The following is a 23,498-nucleotide window of genomic DNA, read 5'->3' as shown; positions in this document are numbered from 1 at the left end:
TTTTTATATAGGTTCAACATAGGTCGAACAAATTGAATTATTCTTAGTGCTTTTAAAAGGGATGTATCTTAAAGTCTCAATACGAAATTATTAGTGGGTTCTAAAAATAATTCATTTTAAAACTCAAAAAACCCGTTGGTTCTTTCATCCTAGAATTCACAAGTAGGTTAAAAAAATAATTACTTAATCAATTGTAGTTCTTCTCTCTTAGCTTCATCCTTTAAACTTTTCTGATTCCAATATGGCTCGTTAATACTTTTTTTCAATCGCGCTTCAGTTATCAATCCATCTCCATCATCTTCGGTCCATGATAAAATTTTATAAGGGAATTCCTTTTGAACATCAATAGAAACCTGCCTGTTATATTTCAAGTAAACAATATTAAATGTTACTATAGTGTCTGTTTCCGTTTTACTAATTTTAGCCTTGGTCGCTTTTAAATCATGATGAGCAAAACGACTGTAAATGGTCGAGAAAATCATATCGATTTCTCCTAAGGGTAGTTGTCCTTTATTTAAACGAATAAGTGTCATTAATTCATCTTCTAGAAGTGCTACAGGTATGTTTGTTTCAGTATCTCCCTCAGCTTCAAAATAAGAGAACTGTTTGATGTTATAATTTTGGTCTTTGAAATTTAGTTGAGTAAAAGTATGGCCACACCATTCTTGAATGCTTGTATTCGACTTTAAGGTGTGGGGATACTTTTTAAGATCGATCGGTGTAAAAGTTGAGGTTACAATGGAATAATCATAAATACCTGTATTGAACTTTCTAATGTTGTTCAATTTCATAACTGTTACATTATCTTTTTCAGCATCTTGCGGATTATCTAATTTCACCTGCTTGCCTATTGAAAATGGTTCTGTAACAAATACCAATACAACCTCACCTTCACGGATTTCTCCATATCGCGATTGTTTCAATTCATAGCTATTCAGCTCAGCTTTTCCTGAATACCAATATGTATTAAATTGATTTGTTGTTGGCGTAATATCTTTCTCCTTTATAGAGCTTATTTGGTCGGTAGAGACTGTCTTTTCTTGTTGGCAGCCAATAACTGAAAAGATGCCTAATACACAAAATACTTTTAATAACTGATTCATAGTTTTTATATTAAATACAACGGTTTGTGTCTGGGTTTTAGTGGTCCCAAAGTTAGGTAGGCACTAAATACACTTGTTGTATGGCATTTCCTCTTATTCAAATTTAAAAATTTAATGACTAATAGTGGGTTATCTAAGTATTACTTCCAAAGTTCAGTTAGATACCTTATCACATTTTCACTACTTATATCTTCAATAATGTCTGGGGAAACCTGTTGTGAAATAGATTGAAGAATAGATGGATAGCGACTTGCATCTTCATGTTCTTTAAAGTAAAAAGGAATCCTTGATTGATCAGGATTGGTACTAGTACTAAAATAATCAGCTCCAAAACAGATGGCTTTTGAACCTCCAAGTTTAATTCCGTGATTTATATGCTGGTAAAGGGCATTGGAGTCCTCGTTATTTACAAAAGCTCTCAAAAAATTAACCCCAATAATTCCACCCCGTTGGATTATTTCTTTAGCAATGTCGTCAGGAAGGTTGCGTGCATGATTGAAAACCTGTCTGTAATTCGAATGACTTGCCAAGATAGGAACTTCCAAATGGTGTTTTGAAATATAGTCCAGGATATCTTTCGCCAAGGCATCACTGGTATGTGAAAAATCGACTGCAATTTTTCTTCCATTCAAATACTGAAGCAATCTTTTTCCATCTTCTTTTAACCCAACTTGGCTGTTATTTCCTCCTCCAAATCTATTTTCTGCATGATGTGTAAATCCAATATATAAGATTCGCGTTGTATTGGCGATAATTTGTTCCAATCGCTCTAATCCAATGTCCAATGGCTCATCCTCTTCACAAAATCCAGAGGCATTTTCAATGGCTGCAATCATACCCAATTTGGATGAAGTTGCAATTTGATTCAATGTACTTAGATCATGGATTAAGGTGCAATGATTTGGGTATTTGGCAAGGAAGGAAGCAAAAATCTCACTCTGTCTTACAGCTAATGCTGTGCTTCCCTTTTCGGTGGCCGTAAAAATGGCCATTACTTGCAGTTTTACATGTCCTTCAGCCAAAGCTGGAAAAGAACAACCAATTCCTTCTCGTTGGAAAGGATCTGGATTGGGCATGTTTAACATATGACCGAGTAGATCGCAATGTAAATCTATAACTGGGTGTTTCATGAGTATTTCAATTTTTAAGATGTTTCCTAGAGGAGTCTAACTAGAAATTTCGTTCTTGGTTTTTAATCCATCAATCAAGCTAGCCAAATTTAAGGATCAGAAAACTTTAATCTTTCAATTTAACAAGTATTAGCATGGGTTTATGAAGCTTATTAGTAGCGGAAATTAATTGATAAACTAAAGTAATTTAATTGGTCAAATTCAAGTAATGCATTCTCGTTTCCTTGTCAAATTTCTCAATGGCGTACCGAAGTGTTATTCTCGGCATTTTAGTTGCGTGTTTATTGAGGAAAGCTTTTAGGGTCTCTTCATTACGTTTTCCTGCCTCCCTTATCCAGCTTCCTACAGCTTTTTGAACATATTCATCTGTGTCATTTATAAGAATATCAGCAATTTTAAATGTGTGCTCTATGTCATTTTTTCTAATGAAATAATAAGTGCTGACTATTGCGCTTCTTCGTTCCATTGGGTTTTTGGATTTTGCTAAATCGTATAAATCCTTTTTATCTTTGTCGTACAAATATCCGCCAACAACGTAAGGTGCAGCTCTATCTACTAAACCCCAATTGTCAATCCAATGATGATTGTCAATATATGCTCTGTATAATTCTTTCCTTTCTTCTTTGGAAGTTTTTTTATTTCGAGCTTTCCAATCTAATATAGATACTGCTCCAAGTCGGTGGTTTTCATTTTTATCTTTTAGCAATTTTACAACCTCAAAGACTGGAATTTGTTGATACTCTTTTGCCAATAAGAATATCTCCCTTTTCGGAATTCCCTCTGAATAATCTTGCCCGATTATTTTTAAAGTTTCAATAAATTCTTTAGCAGTCATTTAATTCTTAAAGTTATCAGGCGATTAGGCCTAAATTAATAAAAGTAAATGAGTCTAAGTGAAATTTCCATTTTTATTCAAGGAACCGCCCTAATAGTATGAAATATTCATGTGGGTGGTTTGTCCTTTATTTATTCATAAGAATAGCTTATTATCAAATTTGACCTTCATAAAAAGTTAGGCTAATTAAGAATTATTATTTAAATCCTCTTCTTGTAAAATGCATGCTTCTTTTTCTGAAATTCTACCAGCATTGATTGACTAGTGAAAAACTTTCGAGTTAATTTAATTAGCATACAAGTCAATCTAATATCATAAAAAGAGATATTTTTAATTATGGACTATATAGAATACGATGTTTTTGTAATTGGAAGTGGTGTTGCTGGCCGTTATGTAGCTAAAACTTGTGCTAAAGCAGGTATGACAGTTGCTATAGCTGATAACCGTGAATTTGGTGGAACTTGCGCTAATAGAGGTTGCGACCCTAAAAAAATAATTCTGGGACCGACAGAAGTTTTTGATTTCGCCGACAATCTAATGGGAAAAGGAATCTCTACTTTGCCCAAATTAAATTGGAAAGCAAACCAAAAATTCAAGAAGAAATTTACAGATAAAGTACCAGCCGGTACAGAGAAAATTTTAGAGAAATTAGGAGTTACTTTATATCATCAATCGCCTACGTTTATTGATAAGAATACGCTATTAGTAGAAGGGAAAACCATTGTGGCTAAAAAAATAGTTATTGCCACAGGTCAAATTCCTAGAGTATTAGATATGGAAGGTGCTAAATTCTTAAAGACAAGCGATGATTTTCTGGAATTAAAAAAACTACCTAAAACTATCATTTTAATTGGTGCTGGATATGTAGGTATGGAATTTGCCCATATGGCTGCGAGATATGGTTGCGACGTGACCATCATGGAGCAGGGAAGTACCACATTAAAAGCTTTCGACCCCGATTTAACTACAGAATTGGTTGAGATATCTAAAAAGATAGGAATTAAATTTTTATTTAATTCTGAAATATCTAGTATAGAAAAATTGAATAAAAATTATCGAGTTAATTATAAGAAGGATGATAAAAACTCCTCGTTAAAAGCGAGAATGATTTTTAATACCGCGGGGAGAGTTCCTGCTATTAATGAACTTGATTTAGAAAAAGGGAAAGTAGCTTATTCAGATAACGGCATTTCGGTGAATGCTTTTTTACAAAACACCAGCAATAAAGATGTATATGCTTGTGGTGATGTTTCTGATCACAGTGTTCCGCTTACCCCGCTTTCTGGAATAGAAGCGAAAGTGGTATCAGAAAATATTATAAACGGTAACAGTAGTAAAATTAAAATTCCCAATGTTCCTTCAGCCGTATTTACGTTACCAAATATAGCTACTGTTGGTTTTTCTGAAGCAGAAGCAAAAAAAAGATATAATAACATTATTGTAAAGCATGAATTTGTGTCAGATTGGTACAATGCCAAACGTAGTAATGAGAAAGCTTATGGCTATAAAATTTTAATTAACGAGCGTACCAATCAAATTGTAGGAGCTCATATTTTAGGTTCTTACGCCGTAGAAACCATTAATTTGTTTACCATGGCAATCAATTTAAAACTAACAACTGATGCTGTGAAAAACATGATTTTTATTTATCCTTCTTGGGGAAATGATATTAAATCGATGTTATAAATTGAAATTTATTTATAAACTGTAAGTAAGGCGTAAATGTATAAAATATATGGTCAAAGTTTTTAATATGAAGGTTTCACCACAACGTCAAATTTCATCGTCATTTATGTACTCATTTTTAATAATAGTCCGCTTATAAAAATAATTGATAATGAGCTTAAAACTAAGCAGGCAGTTCCGTTTGGTCACTCAGTTTTGATTGCCACCATACTAATTATTAATAATTGAAACGCGTGAAATAACATGAGAGGTAAAAGAACAAGACCAATAGATGCCATATTTCCGAAAAGTATTTTAGAGAAAACAGTACCATGTACTAACGATTTTTTAGTTCCACAGAATTGTGCAGTAATCTGATCTTGCTTATTAAGTTTTAATTTTCTAGCCATAAAACCGGTTAATAAAAACGCGGCTACAAACAAAACGGCGACTCCTATAAAAATGGAGAGTAAATCTAAAAGTGAAACGGAACTAAATATATGATCCTCAAAGGATTCTGCAAAACTCTTATAAATTATTAATAGGATAACAGACTTATCAAATATGGTTAACTTACTACTATGTTTATGCGCAAATTCACCTAAAAATCTCTGTAATAAAATCCCTAAAACGACAGGTAAAATTATTTGAACAATAAGTTTGACGTAAATATCTGTAAAATCAAAATCTGTTTGTGCATTATTAATAAACAAGCCCATCCAAAGTGGTGTAATCATAATTCCTATAATTCCAGAGATACTAGCATTAAAAATGGCTGCTGGAATATTTCCTTTTGCAATGGAAACCATAACAACTGACGATGATACTGTAGATGGCAATGCGGCCAAGAAAAAGAACGCTAGCCAAATGGTTTCTTGTTCCTGATTTTGAATCCATGGACGGAATAATAAAACCAGTAATGGAAACATTAAAAAGGTAGAAGCTTGCACCAAAAGGTGCAATTTCCAATTTTTGAGGCCTGCTTTTATTTGAGTCGGATTTAATTTAAGTCCGTAAAAAAAGAATATAAGCGAAATTCCTATGGCACTAATCGTGTCAATAGGAATTTCACTTTCTTGAGTTCCCCATTGCGGAAAAATATAGGCTAAGCCGATTACCGCTATTATAGATAGGATAAACTTATCAATTTTTAATTTCAATACTATTATCTTTTGTTCATTGCTTTACTTTAAAAATTTGCTTTTATATTGAGATGATGTCATTTCTTTTTAAATCGTTATTTTAAAGTTTTTCAATCCTTCTCTACACCTCTATATAATGAACCACAGAGTTTATTCTATAATTTCGTAATCAATACTCAGTTTTCGCAAAGCTCTTAAAGCGGAACCAGAATTTTTATCTTCCACCTCAATATCTACAGCATCACCTTCTAAGAGGATATCTGTAAGTTCATTGGCCAAGGATTCACTTATGTTAGATGAAATTTCCATAATACATTGGGCAATTGCTCTTCTATCTGGTCTCTGAGCATCACAGGACAATAAATTTAATTTCATAATAATTTTATTTTTGCATTATATGAGGGTTGAAGTAAGTCTGGATGATTTCGTTACGAATTTGCTTTTGAAATTAGCACTAAAATAAGCTATTTTATATTAAGCGCTAGATACCTTGTTTTACGAACCTTGGTTAATAATTCTGAATGTTGTAAAATGTGAATGGTTATTTAATAAAATCTGGCCATCTTTTTAAGTACTCTATAAACTTATCACCTAATCCTTCATTTTTTAGATACACTTTGGAAACTGGAGTTTCAATTGGAATAAAAGCAGGGTTTTCCATAACCAGTTTTGGAAAGTTATGATGTAGGATGGCAGATTTTCCAATAGTTACAAAATCGACTCCAGAATCTAAGATCTTTTGTACATCTACAGCCGTATTAATTTTTCCAGCGACCGTCCATTTTACGTTTTTAAAATCTAAGTTGCTAAAGTGTTCTAATAAAGTCTTTTTTTGATATTTTTCTTCATTGGGTATTTTAAAACTATCCCATAAAGAGATATCTAAAAAATCAATATTTCCACCATCAATTAATTGCTGACAAACCCATTTTACTTCCTCTAGGTCCATTCCAAATCTTTCTGGAGACAAACGGACTCCAAGAAGAAAATCTTTGCCACATTTTTCTCTTATAGCATCCACTATTTCAAAGAGTATTCGAGATCTGTTTATTAAAGATCCGCCATAATTATCTGTTCTTTTGTTTATTTCTGAACTTAAAAATTGCGTTATAATATATCCATGAGCTCCATGTACTTCAACACCATCATAACCACATTTTTTTGCACGAATGGCCGCAGTAATAAAATCATCTCTAAGTTGCTTAACTTCTTCTAAAGTAAGTTCTCGCGCATTATTTTCTTCATTATTAGAAGGGCAAACAGGCTTTTCATTAATGAGTTCAAAAGGTGTCCGCATGCCTGCATGATGTAATTGAATAACGGCTAAGCTTCCTTGTGCCTTTATATTAGTTGTTAACGCTATATGGCCTTCGTTTAAATCATCACTAAATATCCCTAACTGACCGGGAAATCCCTTTCCAATTTCTTGTACATGCGAGGCGCAAGTCATGACGATACCAAAACCGCCTTCCGCTCTCATGGTTAACCATTTTAGTTCTTCATTAGAAAGTTTTCCATTTTCATGGCTTTGTTGGTTTGTCATTGGAGCTAACATGAATCTGTTTTTCATGGTTGTTCCACAAGAGAATGTAAGTGTTGAATTTGCTTTGGTCATAATAAAATATTAAAGAATTTGGAGTTTAAAATTGAAGCGTATGGCATTAATTCAAGTCTTTATCTTTCCAATATTTTGTTCCTTGAATAGTTGCTTGAGCAGCCAAACCTTTACGTGTAATTTGATACAATAATATATCTGGAGAGATGCTGATGGCTCCACCTAAAGCAGCACCTTGTTTATCATCTTTTGCAGCGGCATCAGCTTGTGCGCCACCTTGCCAGCCATCTTCAATAAAATTTTCGTAAGCTTTTGTAGTTTTGAAAACAAAAACAGCATAGAATTTTTTAATACCAATTCCAACACCTACTCCGGCCGAAAACATTTTCATATAGGTTGGATTTCCATTTTGATACGCTACTCCAGCGCCATTTCCTGAGGAAACTACTAAAACATTTACTCCTGTGTTTCCGAAAACAGCATATCCTTTTGCATTTGCAATCTCATTTTTTGCGGCAGGGTTTATTTTGTAAAGTTCTTTAAGGGCTTTATTTTTCATTTTTTCTATATCTGCACGCTCTTGAGAAGGATTATCTTTGCTTTTTTTAGTGCCTTCTTGTGCATTTATAGTCATTGAAATGAATAGAATAATTAATGTTGTTAAGAATGTTGATGGTTTTTTAAATTTCATATTATTTTTTTTTAAAATTACCATTTCTTTTGAACTTCTAATCTAATTATAGATAAGTATTATTTATAACGGGATTTATAAATGTAGTTTTCAATTACTTTTTATAATCCGTGATATAAGGCAAGTACTTTTTTAAAATCTGTAGATTTTCCTATGTCATAAAAATAGTTTAATTGCCATTTTTGGGTTTTTTCTGCTTGTTTATTTTCTGCTTTATCCCAAGCAGGATAGACGCGGAAACCTCTTTTTCCATCTTTTTTTTCGGTAGACATAATGCCATGTTTAATTAACACAGATCTTGGAAATACAAATTGTCCAAGTAAATTTTCATGTTGTACATTTATGGTATAAAAATCAATAGGATCGGTATCATCAAACGGCTCTGTAATGCCATCTTTATTTCTCCTCCAACATGTTACGAATTGTCCAGCTTTTGTAGGTGTAATTTTCGCTTTCCTGCTTAGTATATTCCAAGTATTTAGTTTGAACTTACAAGCATGGTATTCTTTGCTTTCCAACTCAATTTCTAGGTTTGAAATTTTCAGGTTACATTTTTCGTAAACTTCTGTTTTAATTTTATTCAGAGTCTGGTTCATGTATTCTACTTCTATTTTTATTGGGAAATTGGTAGTCTTTCTAGTCTTGAGATAAAACATTTTTCAAGAGTTTAAAGATATAGGTTATCTAAAGTATTTTTAGAATTTTTAAGATTTTTATCTAATGTTTCATTAAGTGAAGATTTTAAATTATAATCGAGAGATAGTTAATTTTATAATTCTTTTAAGTGTTTTAATAAAAAATTGATGTCTTTCAAATCCCCACATTGAATATAGTAATTGTCTGCATCGATCTTTATTTTACCATTTAATAAGGCATTTTGAGGTAAAAAATAGTGTTCATTAATAATATGTTTTATAGTTTTCTTACTGCAAATGCCACCAAAATCGTAAAACCATTTTTCATTTAAGATCACCTCTTGAAGTTTGGTTTTCTCCACAAAATCAACACTGAAGAGCTTTTCTATTTGCAATAACTTTTTAATATCTGGCTTTATTCTAACCAATATAAAATAATCATAATCTTTGCTAGAAGTGTTTTTTATATTTGGAATGTACTCGCCATTTTTGTTCCAATCTTTGCATTCAAGTAAGAGTAAATTTGAGAAAAATGTAGCCGATTTAATATTTATTTTCTTGTTTTTATACATCAAATCATAAGCATCCCAAATTCCTTTTCCGGAAACACTTGTATCTGGTTTTTCTATATCTGGAAAGTCATTCTTAGTTAAATAATTATAAACTACAAATTCAGCCATTTTACCTTGAAATGTATTGGCAAATAGTTCTCCTTTGGGTCTATTGTGTAGACCGCCAGATCTATGGTTTCTATGGTGGCCAGAACCAAAAATCATTTCAAAAGCAAAATCAAAAGATTGCAAAACAATATGTTTTTCGACATCATTTTGTATAAAGGCACGTTTGTTATTGATGATATATTCAATGGTATTTTTAACTTCTAACTTCATAAGTTATGGTGTAAATATATAAAGCTTCAATGCTACAAAATTTTGTAACCCATTGGTTGTGGGTTATATAAATATACATATTATCTTAATTCTTTAATTTCTAAGCTTGTTTTTTTATTAAAATTAATAAAAGACTAAAAGGTATTAAATATGTTTTCATTTGATTAAGTTTGTAACTTATTTAATTTTTAAAAATTAATAGATGAGTTTACCAAAATCATTACACACATTTCATATTCCAGTTATGGGATTAGCTTATACCATAGATAGCCCAATTCGCGTGGCTCAATATGGAATTTCGTCTGTAATTTCGATTATAGATGATGAGCTTATGGAGAAAATGAATGCGTTCTACAGCAAGAAATTTGACTTACCATATCAGGAAATATCTAAAAAAGCACAAGATTATCGCGCCGAACGTATTACTTCCTATTTAAATTTAGTAGATACTATTGTAAAGGAAAAATTCGCAAAGTTTAAAACGGAACTTTCCGAAAGCAAAGTAGCTTTAGAGAATTATATAGCTACGTTACCTAGTAAATCCACAATAAAAGAAGGACTTTTTACTGTGCTGAATGAAGGAACTTTATTTAAGGAGAGCATTAAAAATTATCTTGAAACACATTTAAAGGCTGGTGATATTGATGTAAATATTATGACTAAAGTCGATAAAGATAATTTTATAAAAGGCGAACAATTACCTGTAGAGTTTAATGATGCACATGCCTCACTTCGTGGTTTTGCTAATAGTAATCTTAGTTCTTCGGTTGTGCTTTCTGCTGGAATGAATCCTAGATTATATAGTTATTTTGAAAATTTTAGCGACTTCTTTCCAGATAATCAAGGGGATTTAAAAAAGAAAATCATCTTGAAAGTGAGCGATTATCGTTCGGCTACTATTCAAGGGAAATTCTTAGCTAAAAAAGGACTTTGGGTTTCAGAATACCGCATTGAATCTGGATTAAATTGTGGCGGACATGCTTTTGCAACAGAAGGATTTTTATTGGGGCCTATTTTAGAGGAATTTAAAAACAAAAAAGCCGAATTAATTCAAGAGACACACGATGTGTTTGTGAAAGGGTTAAGCGCGAAGGAATTAGCTGTTCCAGAACAGCCTCTAGATTTAAAAATCACGGTTCAAGGTGGTGTTGGAACGGCTAATGAACACGAATTTTTACTTGACAATTATCAAGTAGACTCTGTAGGTTGGGGAACACCCTTTTTATTGGTTCCCGAAGCCACGTCTGTAGATAAGAAAACTAGAGATTTGTTAGCGAAGGCTCAAGAAACCGATTTATACTTAAGTGGTATTTCTCCTTTAGGAGTTCCTTTTAATACCATAAAAGGCACCACTAACGAGTTCTTTAAACAAAAACGTATTGATGATGATAAAGCTGGAAGTTCTTGTCCGAAAAAGTATTTGGCTCTAAGCAAAGAATTTGGACCAGAAGGTATTTGTACAGCTTCGAAAAAATATCAAGATGTAAAATTGCAAGAATTAGAAGAAAAAAGAGATGAAGTAGCTTCAAATATGTATGAAAATGCCAAAGCAAAAATCACCGAAAAAGCTTGTCTTTGTGTTGGTTTGTCTAATGCTTCCTATTTAGAAAACGATATTCAAATTAAAGGTCAGGAGCAAGGTGTGGTAATTTGTCCAGGACCAAATATGGCTTATTTTGATAAAGAAGTGTCGCTTTCAACTATGATTCAACATATTTATGGAAAGACCTCTGTACTTTCTAAGGTGGAGCGTCCAAACATGTTCGTTAAAGAATTGAAAATGTATGTGGAATATTTAAAAAATGAAATTGCTACTATCTCAGAGGAGGTTACATCCAAACAAATCAAGAAATGGGAAGCCTTTAAAAGCAATCTTTTTGATGGCATTTCCTATTATCAAGATTTATTTTTAACGACAATATCTTCTGAAAATAGCATCATTCAAAAAGAACTTCAATTTTATAAGAAAGAACTCAAAGCTATTAGGATTCCGAATTTGGAATTGGTTTAATGTTACTAAGAAAGAGTTTTAAGAATCTATATTCCTTTTGTCGATAACCATAACTGGTTTTCTACTCATAATTGGAAATTGCAATTTTTGAATCTCTTTTTTATCGTGAATTTCAATTCGTGGAGACACGCGTAATTTAGCTCTAAAATGATCTTTTATTCTAGGTAATAAGCTGTCTGTAGGCGAATTTGTGGCTATTTTAATGCAGATTTCGTCTGTACCTATGGCATTGCTTGAAATTTCAATGATATAGCTTTCTACCTCATTAAAATCGTTTAAAATATTATCCATTGCTGGGGGATATAAAGTTGTGCCTTTATATTTTATCATTTGCTTTTTTCTACCTACAACAGGCCCTAAACGCATGGTATTTCTGCCACAACCACAAGAATCCGTATGTGCTTGAACCATGTCTCCAGTTTTAAAACGAAGCAAAGGCATCCCTTCAATTCCTAAAGTGGTAATTGTTAGTTCGCCAACAGCATTTGTGGAAACCGGTTGGTCATTTTCATCTAAAATTTCAACAATAATCAATTCTGGATGTTGGTGGCCACCTTGTTGCTTTTCACACTCATTAAAAGCGGTATTCATTTCGGTAGAAGCGTAAGTTGAAAATAACTCTATGTTCCATTGAGAGGTAATTTTGTCTGCTAAAGTATTTAATGAAAAATCTTGATTCCTTAAAGGTTCGCCTATGCAGATAGCGCCTTTAACACCAGATTTGTTTATATCAATATCATGCTGGTTCGCATATTCAATAAGCTTTAATAAAAAAGAAGGAACCGCAATAAGATAGGTAGGTTTAAATTTTAAGATGGAATCCCACTGTAATTCTGGTATTCCTGCTCCAACTCGAATAATTCCAGCCCCAAGTTTTCTAGCTCCAAGAAAATATGCTAATCCCGCCATAAAACGTCTGTCCATGGTAGTCATGAGTTGCATCACGTCATTTTCTGTAACGCCAGAACAGGCAAAAGATATGGCTTCATTATAAGCCAAACGGTTTAAATCGTTGTCTGTTAGAGCAAATGTTACAGGATCACCCAAAGTTCCAGAAGTTGTTACATAGTCGATGATTTTGTTTTTAGGAACACATAAAAAATCGTTGTTGTATTGTTGCAATTGATCTTTGGTAGTGGTTGGGATTTTCGTTAAATCTTCCAAAGAATTTATGGAACTAATGTCTATATTTTGTTCCTTAAACACGCGTTTGTAATAAGGTGATTGCGTATTTAAATACTGTAATAAGTCTTTCAATTTTTCTTCTTGAAAGGTTTTTATTTCTTTGGGTGATGCTTGTTCTATTTTGGGAATCATATTTATTGCCCACGAAAGTGGGTATCTTTTTATTTTTTTTTATCCTGCAAGGTTTTCAAATCCTTGTAGGTATTTATTGTTTGGGCTTTATACCTACAAGGTCGAAAAGAGACCTTGCAGGAGGAAAAACATAATTTCACTAATTTTTGATGACTAGGAATCAATCGTTTAATTTCTTTGTAATCTTCTTAATATACAAATCTATTTGTTCTTGGTCAGGAACCGTTGTAATTTCTTTCGTTTTTGCTTTTTGGAATGCATTTAATGCGGCCCTAAATTGTTTGTTTTCATAGTGATATTTCCCTGTTAAATAATAGGCTTGCCAATAATCTGGATTTGTTTCCTGCAATGCTCTTAACGTGTTTGGATCCACATAATCATCATCACCAATAGCATTTTCAACTTGTCTACTTATTACACGATATTTTTCGTAATCTAAATAGGTTTCTGTATATTGAAAAGGGTCTTTTTCGATAGTCAGTTTTTTGTTGTTTAAGGGTTTTGCTTCCCTGTTTTCTGGACCTTCATTGAAAATAGTATTTAAATTATAAGCAACAAAAGCACCTAATTGATATGGATTTGCAGAAACCCAAACCAAACGATCTGAGGGTTTAAAAACAACGCTATGATGCGCCAAAAGTTGATTAAGTGCTTTTTCATTTCCATAACCAAGGGTGGCATCGTGCAGTCCTTCTTTGTTTCGTAACATATCCACTGCAATTTGAGGCGTTATTTTTGGAGCTTCGTTAAATAGTTCTTCGATGCGCTGATAACGATATTGCGAATGACTTTCGGCCTTGTGTTTGCTGTTTTTTTCATCGTCTGCGTAAGCCTCACTTTGAAAATGATTTGTGCAAATTAGCTGATTGGAATTTTCAACTTCATAAACACCGAAATTCTTTGGAGACACTTCAATAGTAATGGCTCGATTGTCATGAGCACTTCCAACGAAAATAGATTCTGAAACAAAAACCTGACGTTTTTGAGCAATGGCAATAGCTTCTTCAATGTTGGAAGCATACTGTAAAATTTCTCGCGTAACAATGGAAATAGGTGTTTTGGCGATCCAAGGAATATCCGATTTTCCAGCGTTAATGGTAACGGTTAACCCTTGATCGTTCATTCCAGAAACTACGCCAATCATGCCAGCCCAAGTTACCGACATAAAATTGTAACCATTGGTGGGTTTAATAAATGAAATTATTTTGTTTGTAGAAAAATCATCTCCAGCATAAAAATCGAAATTTCGGCCGATAATTAAGTTACCATCTTCAGATTTATTTCCCCAGGCTGCAAAGGACGAACATCCTACTAGCATGAGGTCTTGCAGGGCATGACCAATATCGTGTGCGCTATGGAAATAGAGAATTCTGAGGTAATCGTCTGCAACATAATCGTAATCGTCTCCTGCGTATTTTGAAACACCTAATATTTCAGCTTTATACTCTTCGGGAACGTACAAATACATTTTACGGTTGTACCAAGCTAACATTTTTCGCAACAGATATTGTTTGAATTTAGAAGGAACCAATAGATCTACTTTACTCAAAAAAGCATGTTCTTGCGCTTCAAAAAGTTCTTGAGTTAAACTTCCTATGTTTAAACCCATTTGATATGGATCTCCAGAAGCATATAATTCCCATTGGCCAAAGCTGTTTTTTGTTAGATAGCCATTTTCAGTAGTAAAAGATGTGTCCGAAATTTGAGTACGTTCTGGAAGACTTGATTCATACATGCTAACATCTGGAAGGTCGTGTATCGATTTTGAAACACCACAAGAGGCTAAACTTATAAGTAAAAAGAATGATAGTATGTAGGTTGTTAATCTCATTGTTATATTTATTCTGGTATTTTATTAGCTTGAATAATTTTATCTAATAAATATTCTTGGCCTAAAATTTCAGAACAGGTTACAACACCACCAATTGTGACACCTAAAATACCATGCATGTTTAAACATTGTCCTGTAAATAGTAGATTGTCTATTTTTGTTTTAGGGGAAACAAAAGATTGCATGGGTTTACTAACATCTTTAGTATAGCCATACATGGAGCCACGATTGGTGGCGATATAATCTCTATAGGATAGCGGGGAAGAGGTGTAAGTTTCTTGAATACAATCTCTAATATTTGGAAATTTTTTCTCCAGTTCTAAAATGATTTTTTCAGCTTTTTCCTGTTTAAATTGTTCGTAAGTCTGACCTCTATCGTTTTTATCGGCTACTGTATTGAAGGTTTTTTCCCAAGCCTGAACTTCTTCATAACGCATATAAGTCATAATGGTTATGTTATCGCCATATTGGTCATTATTTTTCTTGACTCCCATAGATAACATATAGTTTTCAGGCCAAGTTTCTTGTGTATAATTTTGCCCATTCCAAACGGCATCAACCGATTTAAAATGATAATAATTTTTGTTTAAATATTTAAAACTATCTGGTTTTAATACGATGTAAAGGCTGAATGCCGCAATGGTACTTTCTATATTTTCAATTCTATTGGTGTAAGATTTTCTAAGTTTTCCATCTTCAATTAACTTCAGGGTTAGTTTTGGATCGATGTTAGAAATAAACATATTACCATGAATTTCATGCCCATTTTCACAAATTACAGATCGTATTTTTTTATCTTCAAATTCAAACTTAACAGCTTCGTGATACTTGTAAACTTCACCTCCAGCTTCCGTAAGTCTTCGAATTAAAAGTTTTGTAATTTGGCTACCACCGTTTAGACAGCGATAGGCACTTTGAATGTATGAATTTACCGATAGAGAATGAACATAAAAAGGCGTTTTATAGCCATCTCCGGCGTATAGAAAATTAGTGCCAGCCAAAACAGCTTGTAGGCGTTTGTTAGTAGTAATTGATTCTAGAAACTCTCTAATTTGCAGTTTAAAAACGCCATCTGCATAAGGTCTGCCAGGTTTTAATCTGTAAAGGGGGAATTTGTCGCAGGTTTCTTTAATTTTATCGCAATAAGCTTGAATGGCTTCTGCTTCATCTGGAAAATCTGCAATTAAATTCTCTATGAATTTATCGTAGCCTTGGGCATAATGGTATTCCTTTTTATCGTCGTCGAAAGTAATGGTATCAAAACTATCTTCATCCATCTTTTTTAGAGCAAGCTCTTTCATGATACCTAGATAGTTGAAGTATTGATAGAGGTTTTGGCCTTTATCTAAACTTCCAATATAATGAACGCCTGTATCGAAAATAGATTTGTCCCTTACAAAGGTTTGAAGATTGCCTCCATACTGCTGATTTTTCTCTAAAACACAAACACTATAACCTTCTTTGGCTAGAATAACTGCCGAAACAAGACCGCCTAAGCCACTGCCAACTATAACAATATCGTAATGTGACTTTGGTTTCAAATACTATCAGATTTTATTAGTATGATACAATTCGCTATTTGCTGTTCAATTTTAAATAACTGTTTTTTAAGAATTTCAGAATATAATTCTAAGTCCAAATGAAGTAAAATAATTTTAGTTACACCGTTTGAAATGGCAACTTCCATTTGATTGTTTGTCAAATAAATGTCATCTAAAATAAGCACATTTGCTTTATTCGTTAGAACTTCTTCCAACCCATCTAAAACTGAGATTTTATAATGATTATTGCTTAGATAACTGTTTTTTATAATATCACTAATTATTTTGTCTTCAAAATATGTAATGATTTTTCTATCAGGTCTATCTAAAGCTAATAAGAAATCTAACTGTCCGCAAGCTTTTGAAATATGAAGGATACTGTCTTTTTCTCCAACAGAATCCATGATGGTTTTATAAGCCGTTTTATTATCTTTTAAGTCGGCTTTCACTTGTTTATATAACCCATCTCCTTTATATCTAAAATCTTCCAAAACGACCTTATGAAAATAAGTTTCACCTTCAGTTTCTTGCCTAAAGATATTAAATTGATTTTTGAAATAAGTACTTACTTTTCTAGTAGTTTCTCGCGTAGTTCCTGAAAACAGGTCGTTTTCAAAAGAGATTCTATCTAGTATTTTAACTGAAATAACCCCTTTTTTTATAACAAAATTCCCTTTTGGAAGTACTTCAGAATTTCCATGTATCATTACAGGTACAATGTCTAAATTAAATTTTTCAGCTAAAAAGAAAGCTCCTTTATGGAAACGCTTTGCCTTATTGGTATAAGAACGAGTTCCTTCTGGAAATGCCATTAAACTATAACCCTGGTTCACTTTTTCTTGAAGATGATCAACACCTTTTTCAATACCACTAGAAACTGGATAAAAACCAGCAAGTTTCACCGCTTTACCAAAAAATGGGGAGTTATAAACCCAATCGTTTACTAAAAAAATAATTTTAGGATGTAACATCCCAATGGCTAAAATGTCTAAAAATGACGTGTGATTAGCTATAATCATAGCTTGTTTCTCGAACGTTTCTTTAGAATTGTTTATTACTTTGGTTTTAAAAAAGGGATATGAGTCTAAAACCGATTTCATGAATTTGGACATGACTTTATGGAACCAATTCATTTTAATTTTCATGCTAATTGGCACTACTTTCATAAAAGCAATTCCAATTAAAGATAAAATTAAACCTCCTAAGCCATAATAAATAAAGGAGATAGAAGAGAATATAAACATGTGAACTGGTGAGGTTCTGTGATGTTTGCTCCCTATAAAAAAGCCAAATAAAAGAGGTTGAATAGTAAACGAAATAAGCATGGCCGAAAGGATTCCAATGAGAGATACCAAAGAAATACTGTGCAATGCTGGATGTTTGGCAAAAATTAAAACCCCAACCCCTAAAATAGTAGTAATGACTGAAAGTAAAATAGAGGTTTTATGAGTTGGTAAAGAACTTTCTCCTGTTCGCAACTCGTGTAATAAACCATTGGTAATGAAAATGCTATAATCTATTCCTAAACCAAAAATAAAGGTGGTAATAATAATATTGAAAATATTGAATTGAATATTCAACAGTCCCATAATTCCTAGGGTTAAAAACCAAGTTAAAGCAATAGGAGCAAGTGTTACCAAGGTTAATGAAAAACTGCGATAGAAAAGCAAGAGAAGTAATGAAACGACTAAAAATGAATATCCAACTAGGCTATTAAAATCCGTTTTAAGGCCGCCCAAAAAGGTTTCGTTCATTTGTTTTCTGTCTATAACCATGGTTTGTTGGTTATTTTCAAATTTGCTAAACAAATTATCGGCTTGATCGTCTTTTAATTTCACTAAAGTTGTAATGGTTGTAAAATCTTCTTTTGTGGCAATATAATCGTCAACCGAGATGGTTTTAAACTTATTATAATCTTCTATGTTTAGGGTTGTGAAATTGGAATTTAAGTGTGAATAAAACCCATTAAAACTATTTGGCTTAAAACCTAATTTAGAACCACTTTCTACTAGATTTTTTTGGACAAGTTGTTTGGTGTCTGCTGTCCAGAAATTATTCCAAGTATTAAGTTGTTGCTCTTGGATTTCTCTAGATTTTATTATAGCACTAATGGAGCTAAAACCAATAATGCTATCTTTCTCCCTAAGATCTTTTAAGGTTGAAAAAACACCGTCGTTTATTTGAAGTACTTTTTGTTCATTCGTTCCGTAAGTAGCTATATAAACAGATTTGGAATTGATATTAGTTAAGGCATCCAGTCTGTCTTGTGCTTCACGAAGTTCTGTTGGTTCAAAATTTAAATTGGCTAAATCGTTATTGAAAGTCACTTTGTTATAAGTAAAATAACTCATAACAAACAACAGAACCAATCCGATTAAGGCCCATTTGTTTTTATGAAGCGGATAAGAAGCCACTTTGTCAATTAGGGTTGCTTTCTTAGTGGTTTTATTTTTTTCTTTATAAACCAAAGGAATAAATATTAAAGCGAAAAATGAAGCTCCAAGAACACTAATTGCTGCAAAAAGACCTAAATCTTGGAGCGCTTGAGAATCTAAAAACAGCAAACATAAAAATGCTAAAGCCGTTGTTAAGCTACTCATTAAAATAGGCTTGGTAATTTCTTGATATAATGCTTTTACATTGTTGTTTCTGCGAATATGTGTTAATATATGCAAAGCATAATCTAAAGTAATACCCAACAACACCGAACCAATTCCTAAGGAAATTGCAGAAATCTTTGTTCTAAATAAAAACAATAAAGCAACAGCTAATAAAGCCCCAAAAGCCGTAGGAATAAAGAGAATTATTGGAACACTTAACTTTCTATAAAACACAATAAGTATTAATAGTAAAAACGTTATTGCAATGCCAACGGTTAGTTGAATGTCTTTTTTTATTTGTTTTGCATTGGCAACTGCAACCAAAGCACCCCCAAAATATTCGCTACTTACTTTGCCTTTAAAATCGTGGTTTAATTTTGTGTTTAAGCTATAAAGTTGTTCGGCAAAAAGGGCGTTTTCTGAAGTTTCACTAGAGGAATGCGTTGGACTGATAAAAAGTAAGATGTGCTTTTTGTCCTTGCTTAGCAAGAACCCATTTTGCATGGTAAACTCATTACCGAAACTTAATTGCTGTAATTTTTTTAAAGCTAAAAAGGATAAACCTAAGGGGTCTCTTAAAATGGTTTCTTTGGCGACCATTCCAGAAGGTGAAATCAGTGTTTTGTAATTCGCTTTTGTTAAGGCTTCTATACTATCTTTATGAAGCTTGCTTTGTATGGTTTTGTAATCTGAAGGTTCTAAAAAATGAGGGAGATTGTTATAAACAAAATCTAAAGTGTTGAGAATTTCATCGTCTTCAACTTTTCCTTGAATTTTAGTAAAATAACTGCTAGAGGTTTTATTAATGCTATCTATAAATTGTGTGGCGTATTGAGTTAAATCGTTAACTGATCCAGAGGACTCTCGTTTAATATTTACGATAATCTTATCGGCAAAATTAACAGATTTCAATACTTTCTGCGCATCTTGATTTTCTTCGTTAATAGGAATAAGTTTCGTAATATCTTCTTCAAAAGTAATTTTAGAAGCAAGAAATCCTAGGCTTAAAACCAATAAGGCTAAAGCTAAAAAGCCTACTATTTTTTTAGAGGCTAAGTAAGTATGTATGTTGTAAAAAAAGTTAGTCATTTTTTAAAGCTACATGCTTCTTATTAAAAAAGGTGAAGAAAAAGTATCCGATACTCCCAAATACCGCTGCACCAATTATGGCTAAGGTAAAACTTCCAACAAGATACGTTTTTAGATGTTCAATTGCTTCAAAATTTTCCATCATTTCTTCAATAGAATAGGAGATTTTTTCGCCTAAAACCAATTGTCCTAATTCCAAACTAGCAATAACAATAAATGGAATAAAAGGAGGTAAGCTAACGTTTGAAAAAGCAAAAGCAATGGTTTTATTTAATTTCAGAAAAATAGCAAGGGAAATAACTAAAATGGTTTGAAGTCCCCAAAGCGGGGAAAATCCTATAAAAACTCCTAAAGCAATGGATAAAGCTTTCTTTTTAGGCGAATCGTTACTTCCTAATAAATCTTCAGCTAGAAAACGTTTCAGCCCTTTTTTTTTAATATTTCTAATAAGTCTTCTTGGGAAATAATAGATAAAGGTTAAAAATACCAACCAGGTATTTAAGATACTAATTCTGGTAAAATCTTTAAAAGGTCTGAAATGTGACACACGTTCAGATTCGTCGTAAAGTACTTGAATAGGCATGTTTTTAACTTCCACATCTTTCCAAGCTGTTTTTACAATGACTTCAATTTCAAGCTCAAATTTAGTGGTATATAATTTTAGATTTTTAATCACATTTAAGGGATATAATCTAAATCCAGACTGTGTGTCTTTAAGTTTGATACCTGTTTCTATCCAAAACCAAAAATTAGAGAACTTGTTACCAAAACTACTTTTACCTGGAACACCTTCTTGCTCCATATTTCTGGAACCTATAATTAAAATGTCCTTGGTTTCATTTTGTTCCAATGCGTTGATGAAATGTGGAATATCGTTAGGAAAATGCTGTCCATCCGAATCGATAGTAATTGCAAACTGATAATCTAAAGAAATAGCATGTTTAAATCCTTCTTTTAAAGCAACTCCTTTTCCTCTGTTTTCTGGGAAATGGAATTGTTGAAGGTGTTGATACTCTTTAAGAATATTTGAAGTGCCATCTGTAGAGCCATCATTTACAATAATGATGTTATTTGTTAATTCTAAAACACCGTCGAGAACTCGTTTTAGGGTATGTTGATTGTTGTATGTTGGAATAATAACACATACATGCAATTGGGATATTTTATTGTTTATTAGCTCGTTATTCAATGACATTAGAGTCTTAAAAATTACCTACTCGAAATTACTGATTTTTCTTCTTATTTAATCCTGTAGAATAAATAATTAGAGCTAAAATTTTTGACCTGGATCTTTGCTATTGTTTTTTAGAAGAAAGTTATAATGTTTTAAAGCATTTACAATGGATTGAGCATGATCATGACCTTCTACACTCATCACTAATTTTAGTTTATCCCATTTGTCCTTTTTTTCGTTTGCTAAAAATGGCACATAAAAATTTAAATAGGCAAGTTGGTCATCTCTTCTGTCCGGACGTCTAAATGAATACACATTTTTAAAATTGTATAAATAGTTGCTCAATTCCTTGGTCTGGTCTTTATTCATTACGATTAGTCTTAAATAATCTCCTTCGAACTTGGCTTTATATCTGTTTTTTAAATATCCGTTGTCATCATAGCAATACTTATTAATATATTCCAATAAAAATGCTTGGGTTTCTTCCAGCGTAGCAACACTTTCGTCTTCAGAGTCTGAATTAGTTTCAGCAACTTCAAAAACCTCTTCATGCCCATTTTCAAAAATAATTTTAGTAACATCAGATTTTTTTACATGATATGTAGGTCCTGAGAGATTATCAAATCTTTTATATGTAATGGTTTCAATATGAATTTCTTCAACTTTAGCGGAAATTTCTTCATCATCGGACATGATGATAACATCTTGTGCATTTATCGATAGCGTGAAAAGTAGTAAAAATAGAATAGTAATTTGTTTCATAAGATTCAAGTAGGTTAGTGGAAGTTAAAAGTAGTTATTGGTTGCTGATACTTAATTTCTCTTCTTCAGTAAAGACGGTGGATTGTAAAATATAGTCTTTAATATGGGTTTTTAAATTTGTTGAAGGAATGTTTTTGTATTGTATTAGAAGGAAAAGTTTGTCTTCGTCTATGTTATCTTTATACTTTAATATTTTAGGTGAATTTTCTTGAATACCTAATCGAATAAACCTTGGTTCAATGGCATTTGGTTCCTTTTCAATTGCAAATTCAAGATAAGAGACACCTTCTATAAAATCATTTTTCTTTTCTTTTATCGTTCCGGCATATTTGGCTTTAATTGCCATAGAAGCTCCTTTATAAGCCACCAAAGCCACATTGTCTTGTTTAGTAACTTCTAAAAACATGTTATAAAAAGAATCAGCACTTTCGCTATTTTGAGGTGCTTCTTTATAAGCCATGCGAATGTCGCTTAGATCTTGACTAAGCGTAAAGAAACCGATAATGGATATGAATAGAGTTAGAATTCTCAAAAAAACTGTTTTATTTTATAATATAATTATTAGTCAATTTTAATGCCACAGTATCCTCAAAAGTTGTACTATTTTTCACTTTGTAGCCATTTTCTGTTTCGGTTATATCCAATTCTAAAACTAAATCTGGTGTTTTTTCAGGATTGATAATGGCCATAAACTTCACATTGCTGGACGATTCCATAAAAAGCTTTTTATCGACAATTTGCTCTGTAAGCTCTTTAATTATCTGTATCATGCACACTCCTGGAGTTACTGGGTTTCCAGGAAAATGGCCTTTAAAAACTTCATGATCTTTGTTGATAGTAATTTCAGCAGTTGCTAAATTTTCGACTACGGTAAGGCTGTTTACTTTATAAAAATCTTTTAATAGCATGACTATTAGTTTTTAGTTAAGTTGAATGTATAAGCGAGACCAATTTGAAAAACAGAATTAAATTGGGATCTGTTTTCATATAATTCCGAGTCAAAATTATGAAATGTACCCGAATATACATCAATTAAACCTTGTTTATATCGCGCTTCTATAGCCAATCCATTTTTAAATTGGATACCTAAACCAAAAGACATGCTGAAATCTATAAAGGTTGCATCGTTGCCTTCGTCGTTGTTTCTATTCATAAAACCAAAAGGCGTGTCGTCTATATCCAAATCAAAACCAGGAGTTACTAACATATAAAACCCAACATCTGGAGCCAAAAATAATTTATTGGTAAAGCCAAACGTTAGGTATTCTACATAAATATTATCACCATCTTTTGTTTTTCCTCCTTGATTGGAATAGCCTATTTCTGGTTGCAATGCATATAATTCAGACAATCTAACCTGATAAAACATGCCAAAATATGCATTGGTTTTCACCTCTAAATCAGCAGTGCTTAATTTAGAAATATTAACACCACCGCGAAATCCAATTCCTTTTTCATTTTGTGAAAACGAAACGTTTATAATACTAAAAAGGCACAGAGCCAACAGGAGGTTTTTCATGCGATTAA

At 32.4% G+C, this 23,498-nt stretch carries 20 protein-coding genes; 2 read left to right on the top strand and 18 right to left on the bottom strand.

What is annotated here, in order from left to right; genetic code table 11:
* Window positions 1-179: 179 nt before the first annotated feature.
* From IEV77_RS02125 to IEV77_RS02115, 3 genes are all read right to left on the bottom strand, one after another.
* The gene (locus IEV77_RS02125; protein ID WP_188461379.1) at window positions 180-1,103 is read right to left on the bottom strand and encodes a hypothetical protein; all 924 of its coding nucleotides are present in this window, start codon (window positions 1,101-1,103) and stop codon (window positions 180-182) included.
* A gap of 140 nt (window positions 1,104-1,243) precedes the next feature.
* On the bottom strand, window positions 1,244-2,233 hold the full coding sequence (locus tag IEV77_RS02120) for a dipeptidase (protein ID WP_188461377.1): 990 nt from the start codon (window positions 2,231-2,233) through the stop codon (window positions 1,244-1,246).
* A gap of 187 nt (window positions 2,234-2,420) precedes the next feature.
* Window positions 2,421-3,068, bottom strand: coding sequence for a DNA alkylation repair protein (locus tag IEV77_RS02115; RefSeq protein WP_188461375.1), 648 nt, complete (start codon window positions 3,066-3,068; stop codon window positions 2,421-2,423).
* Window positions 3,069-3,404: 336 nt separating this feature from the next.
* Between IEV77_RS02115 and IEV77_RS02110 the strand changes: the two genes are divergently transcribed.
* Entirely contained in the window at window positions 3,405-4,754 is a 1,350-nt protein-coding gene (locus tag IEV77_RS02110; RefSeq protein WP_188461373.1) for a dihydrolipoyl dehydrogenase family protein, read from the top strand.
* Window positions 4,755-4,939: 185 nt separating this feature from the next.
* On the opposite strand, the gene IEV77_RS02105 is transcribed toward IEV77_RS02110, so the two are convergent.
* From IEV77_RS02105 to IEV77_RS02080, 6 genes are all read right to left on the bottom strand, one after another.
* Complete coding sequence (locus IEV77_RS02105) at window positions 4,940-5,893, bottom strand: bile acid:sodium symporter family protein (protein WP_188461371.1); 954 nt, start codon at window positions 5,891-5,893, stop codon at window positions 4,940-4,942.
* 132 nt (window positions 5,894-6,025) lie between these two features.
* Window positions 6,026-6,250, bottom strand: coding sequence for a hypothetical protein (locus IEV77_RS02100; protein ID WP_188461369.1), 225 nt, complete (start codon window positions 6,248-6,250; stop codon window positions 6,026-6,028).
* 166 nt (window positions 6,251-6,416) lie between these two features.
* Window positions 6,417-7,490 carry an NADH:flavin oxidoreductase gene (locus IEV77_RS02095; protein ID WP_188461367.1) on the bottom strand — a complete coding sequence of 358 codons (1,074 nt, stop codon included), beginning with the start codon at window positions 7,488-7,490 and terminating at the stop codon, window positions 6,417-6,419.
* A gap of 46 nt (window positions 7,491-7,536) precedes the next feature.
* On the bottom strand, window positions 7,537-8,121 hold the full coding sequence (locus IEV77_RS02090) for a lipid-binding SYLF domain-containing protein (protein ID WP_188461365.1): 585 nt from the start codon (window positions 8,119-8,121) through the stop codon (window positions 7,537-7,539).
* A 101-nt stretch (window positions 8,122-8,222) separates the two neighbouring features.
* The gene (locus tag IEV77_RS02085) at window positions 8,223-8,777 is read right to left on the bottom strand and encodes a MepB family protein (protein WP_229736557.1); all 555 of its coding nucleotides are present in this window, start codon (window positions 8,775-8,777) and stop codon (window positions 8,223-8,225) included.
* A 113-nt stretch (window positions 8,778-8,890) separates the two neighbouring features.
* Window positions 8,891-9,646: a hypothetical protein gene (locus IEV77_RS02080; protein WP_188461363.1), complete on the bottom strand. Its 756-nt coding sequence runs from the start codon at window positions 9,644-9,646 to the stop codon at window positions 8,891-8,893.
* Between the two features lie 202 nt (window positions 9,647-9,848).
* Between IEV77_RS02080 and IEV77_RS02075 the strand changes: the two genes are divergently transcribed.
* Window positions 9,849-11,657 carry a hypothetical protein gene (locus IEV77_RS02075; RefSeq protein WP_188461361.1) on the top strand — a complete coding sequence of 603 codons (1,809 nt, stop codon included), beginning with the start codon at window positions 9,849-9,851 and terminating at the stop codon, window positions 11,655-11,657.
* 18 nt (window positions 11,658-11,675) lie between these two features.
* Here IEV77_RS02075 and flxY read toward each other — a convergent pair whose 3' ends face one another.
* The 9 genes from flxY to IEV77_RS02030 all read right to left on the bottom strand — a co-directional run bounded on the left by flxY (window position 11,676) and on the right by IEV77_RS02030 (window position 23,490).
* Window positions 11,676-12,974 carry a flexirubin biosynthesis putative acyl-CoA ligase FlxY gene (flxY, locus tag IEV77_RS02070; protein ID WP_188461359.1) on the bottom strand — a complete coding sequence of 433 codons (1,299 nt, stop codon included), beginning with the start codon at window positions 12,972-12,974 and terminating at the stop codon, window positions 11,676-11,678.
* A gap of 160 nt (window positions 12,975-13,134) precedes the next feature.
* Window positions 13,135-14,805, bottom strand: coding sequence for a C45 family autoproteolytic acyltransferase/hydrolase (locus IEV77_RS02065; protein ID WP_188461357.1), 1,671 nt, complete (start codon window positions 14,803-14,805; stop codon window positions 13,135-13,137).
* Window positions 14,806-14,813: 8 nt separating this feature from the next.
* Window positions 14,814-16,346: a phytoene desaturase family protein gene (locus tag IEV77_RS02060; protein ID WP_188461355.1), complete on the bottom strand. Its 1,533-nt coding sequence runs from the start codon at window positions 16,344-16,346 to the stop codon at window positions 14,814-14,816.
* Window positions 16,343-20,035 (bottom strand): MMPL family transporter, encoded by a 3,693-nt coding sequence (locus IEV77_RS02055; protein ID WP_188461353.1) that lies wholly within the window; start codon window positions 20,033-20,035, stop codon window positions 16,343-16,345. Before IEV77_RS02055 ends, IEV77_RS02060 begins: the two co-directional genes overlap by 4 nt.
* Entirely contained in the window at window positions 20,028-21,230 is a 1,203-nt protein-coding gene (locus IEV77_RS02050) for a DUF2062 domain-containing protein (RefSeq protein WP_188461352.1), read from the bottom strand. Before IEV77_RS02050 ends, IEV77_RS02055 begins: the two co-directional genes overlap by 8 nt.
* A gap of 75 nt (window positions 21,231-21,305) precedes the next feature.
* Entirely contained in the window at window positions 21,306-21,971 is a 666-nt protein-coding gene (locus tag IEV77_RS02045) for a hypothetical protein (RefSeq protein ID WP_188461350.1), read from the bottom strand.
* A 34-nt stretch (window positions 21,972-22,005) separates the two neighbouring features.
* On the bottom strand, window positions 22,006-22,503 hold the full coding sequence (locus IEV77_RS02040; protein ID WP_188461348.1) for a hypothetical protein: 498 nt from the start codon (window positions 22,501-22,503) through the stop codon (window positions 22,006-22,008).
* 10 nt (window positions 22,504-22,513) lie between these two features.
* Window positions 22,514-22,879, bottom strand: coding sequence for an ApeI family dehydratase (locus tag IEV77_RS02035; RefSeq protein WP_188461346.1), 366 nt, complete (start codon window positions 22,877-22,879; stop codon window positions 22,514-22,516).
* A 5-nt stretch (window positions 22,880-22,884) separates the two neighbouring features.
* Window positions 22,885-23,490, bottom strand: a complete 606-nt coding sequence (locus IEV77_RS02030) for an outer membrane beta-barrel protein (RefSeq protein WP_188461344.1) — start codon at window positions 23,488-23,490, stop codon at window positions 22,885-22,887.
* Between the last annotated feature and the right edge of the window lie 8 nt (window positions 23,491-23,498).

Source organism: Xanthomarina arctica, from assembly GCF_014638915.1.
GTDB lineage: Bacteria > Bacteroidota > Bacteroidia > Flavobacteriales > Flavobacteriaceae > Xanthomarina > Xanthomarina arctica.
Note: the sequence above shows the minus strand (reverse complement) of the source record. Positions and strands in the feature narration are given on the sequence as shown.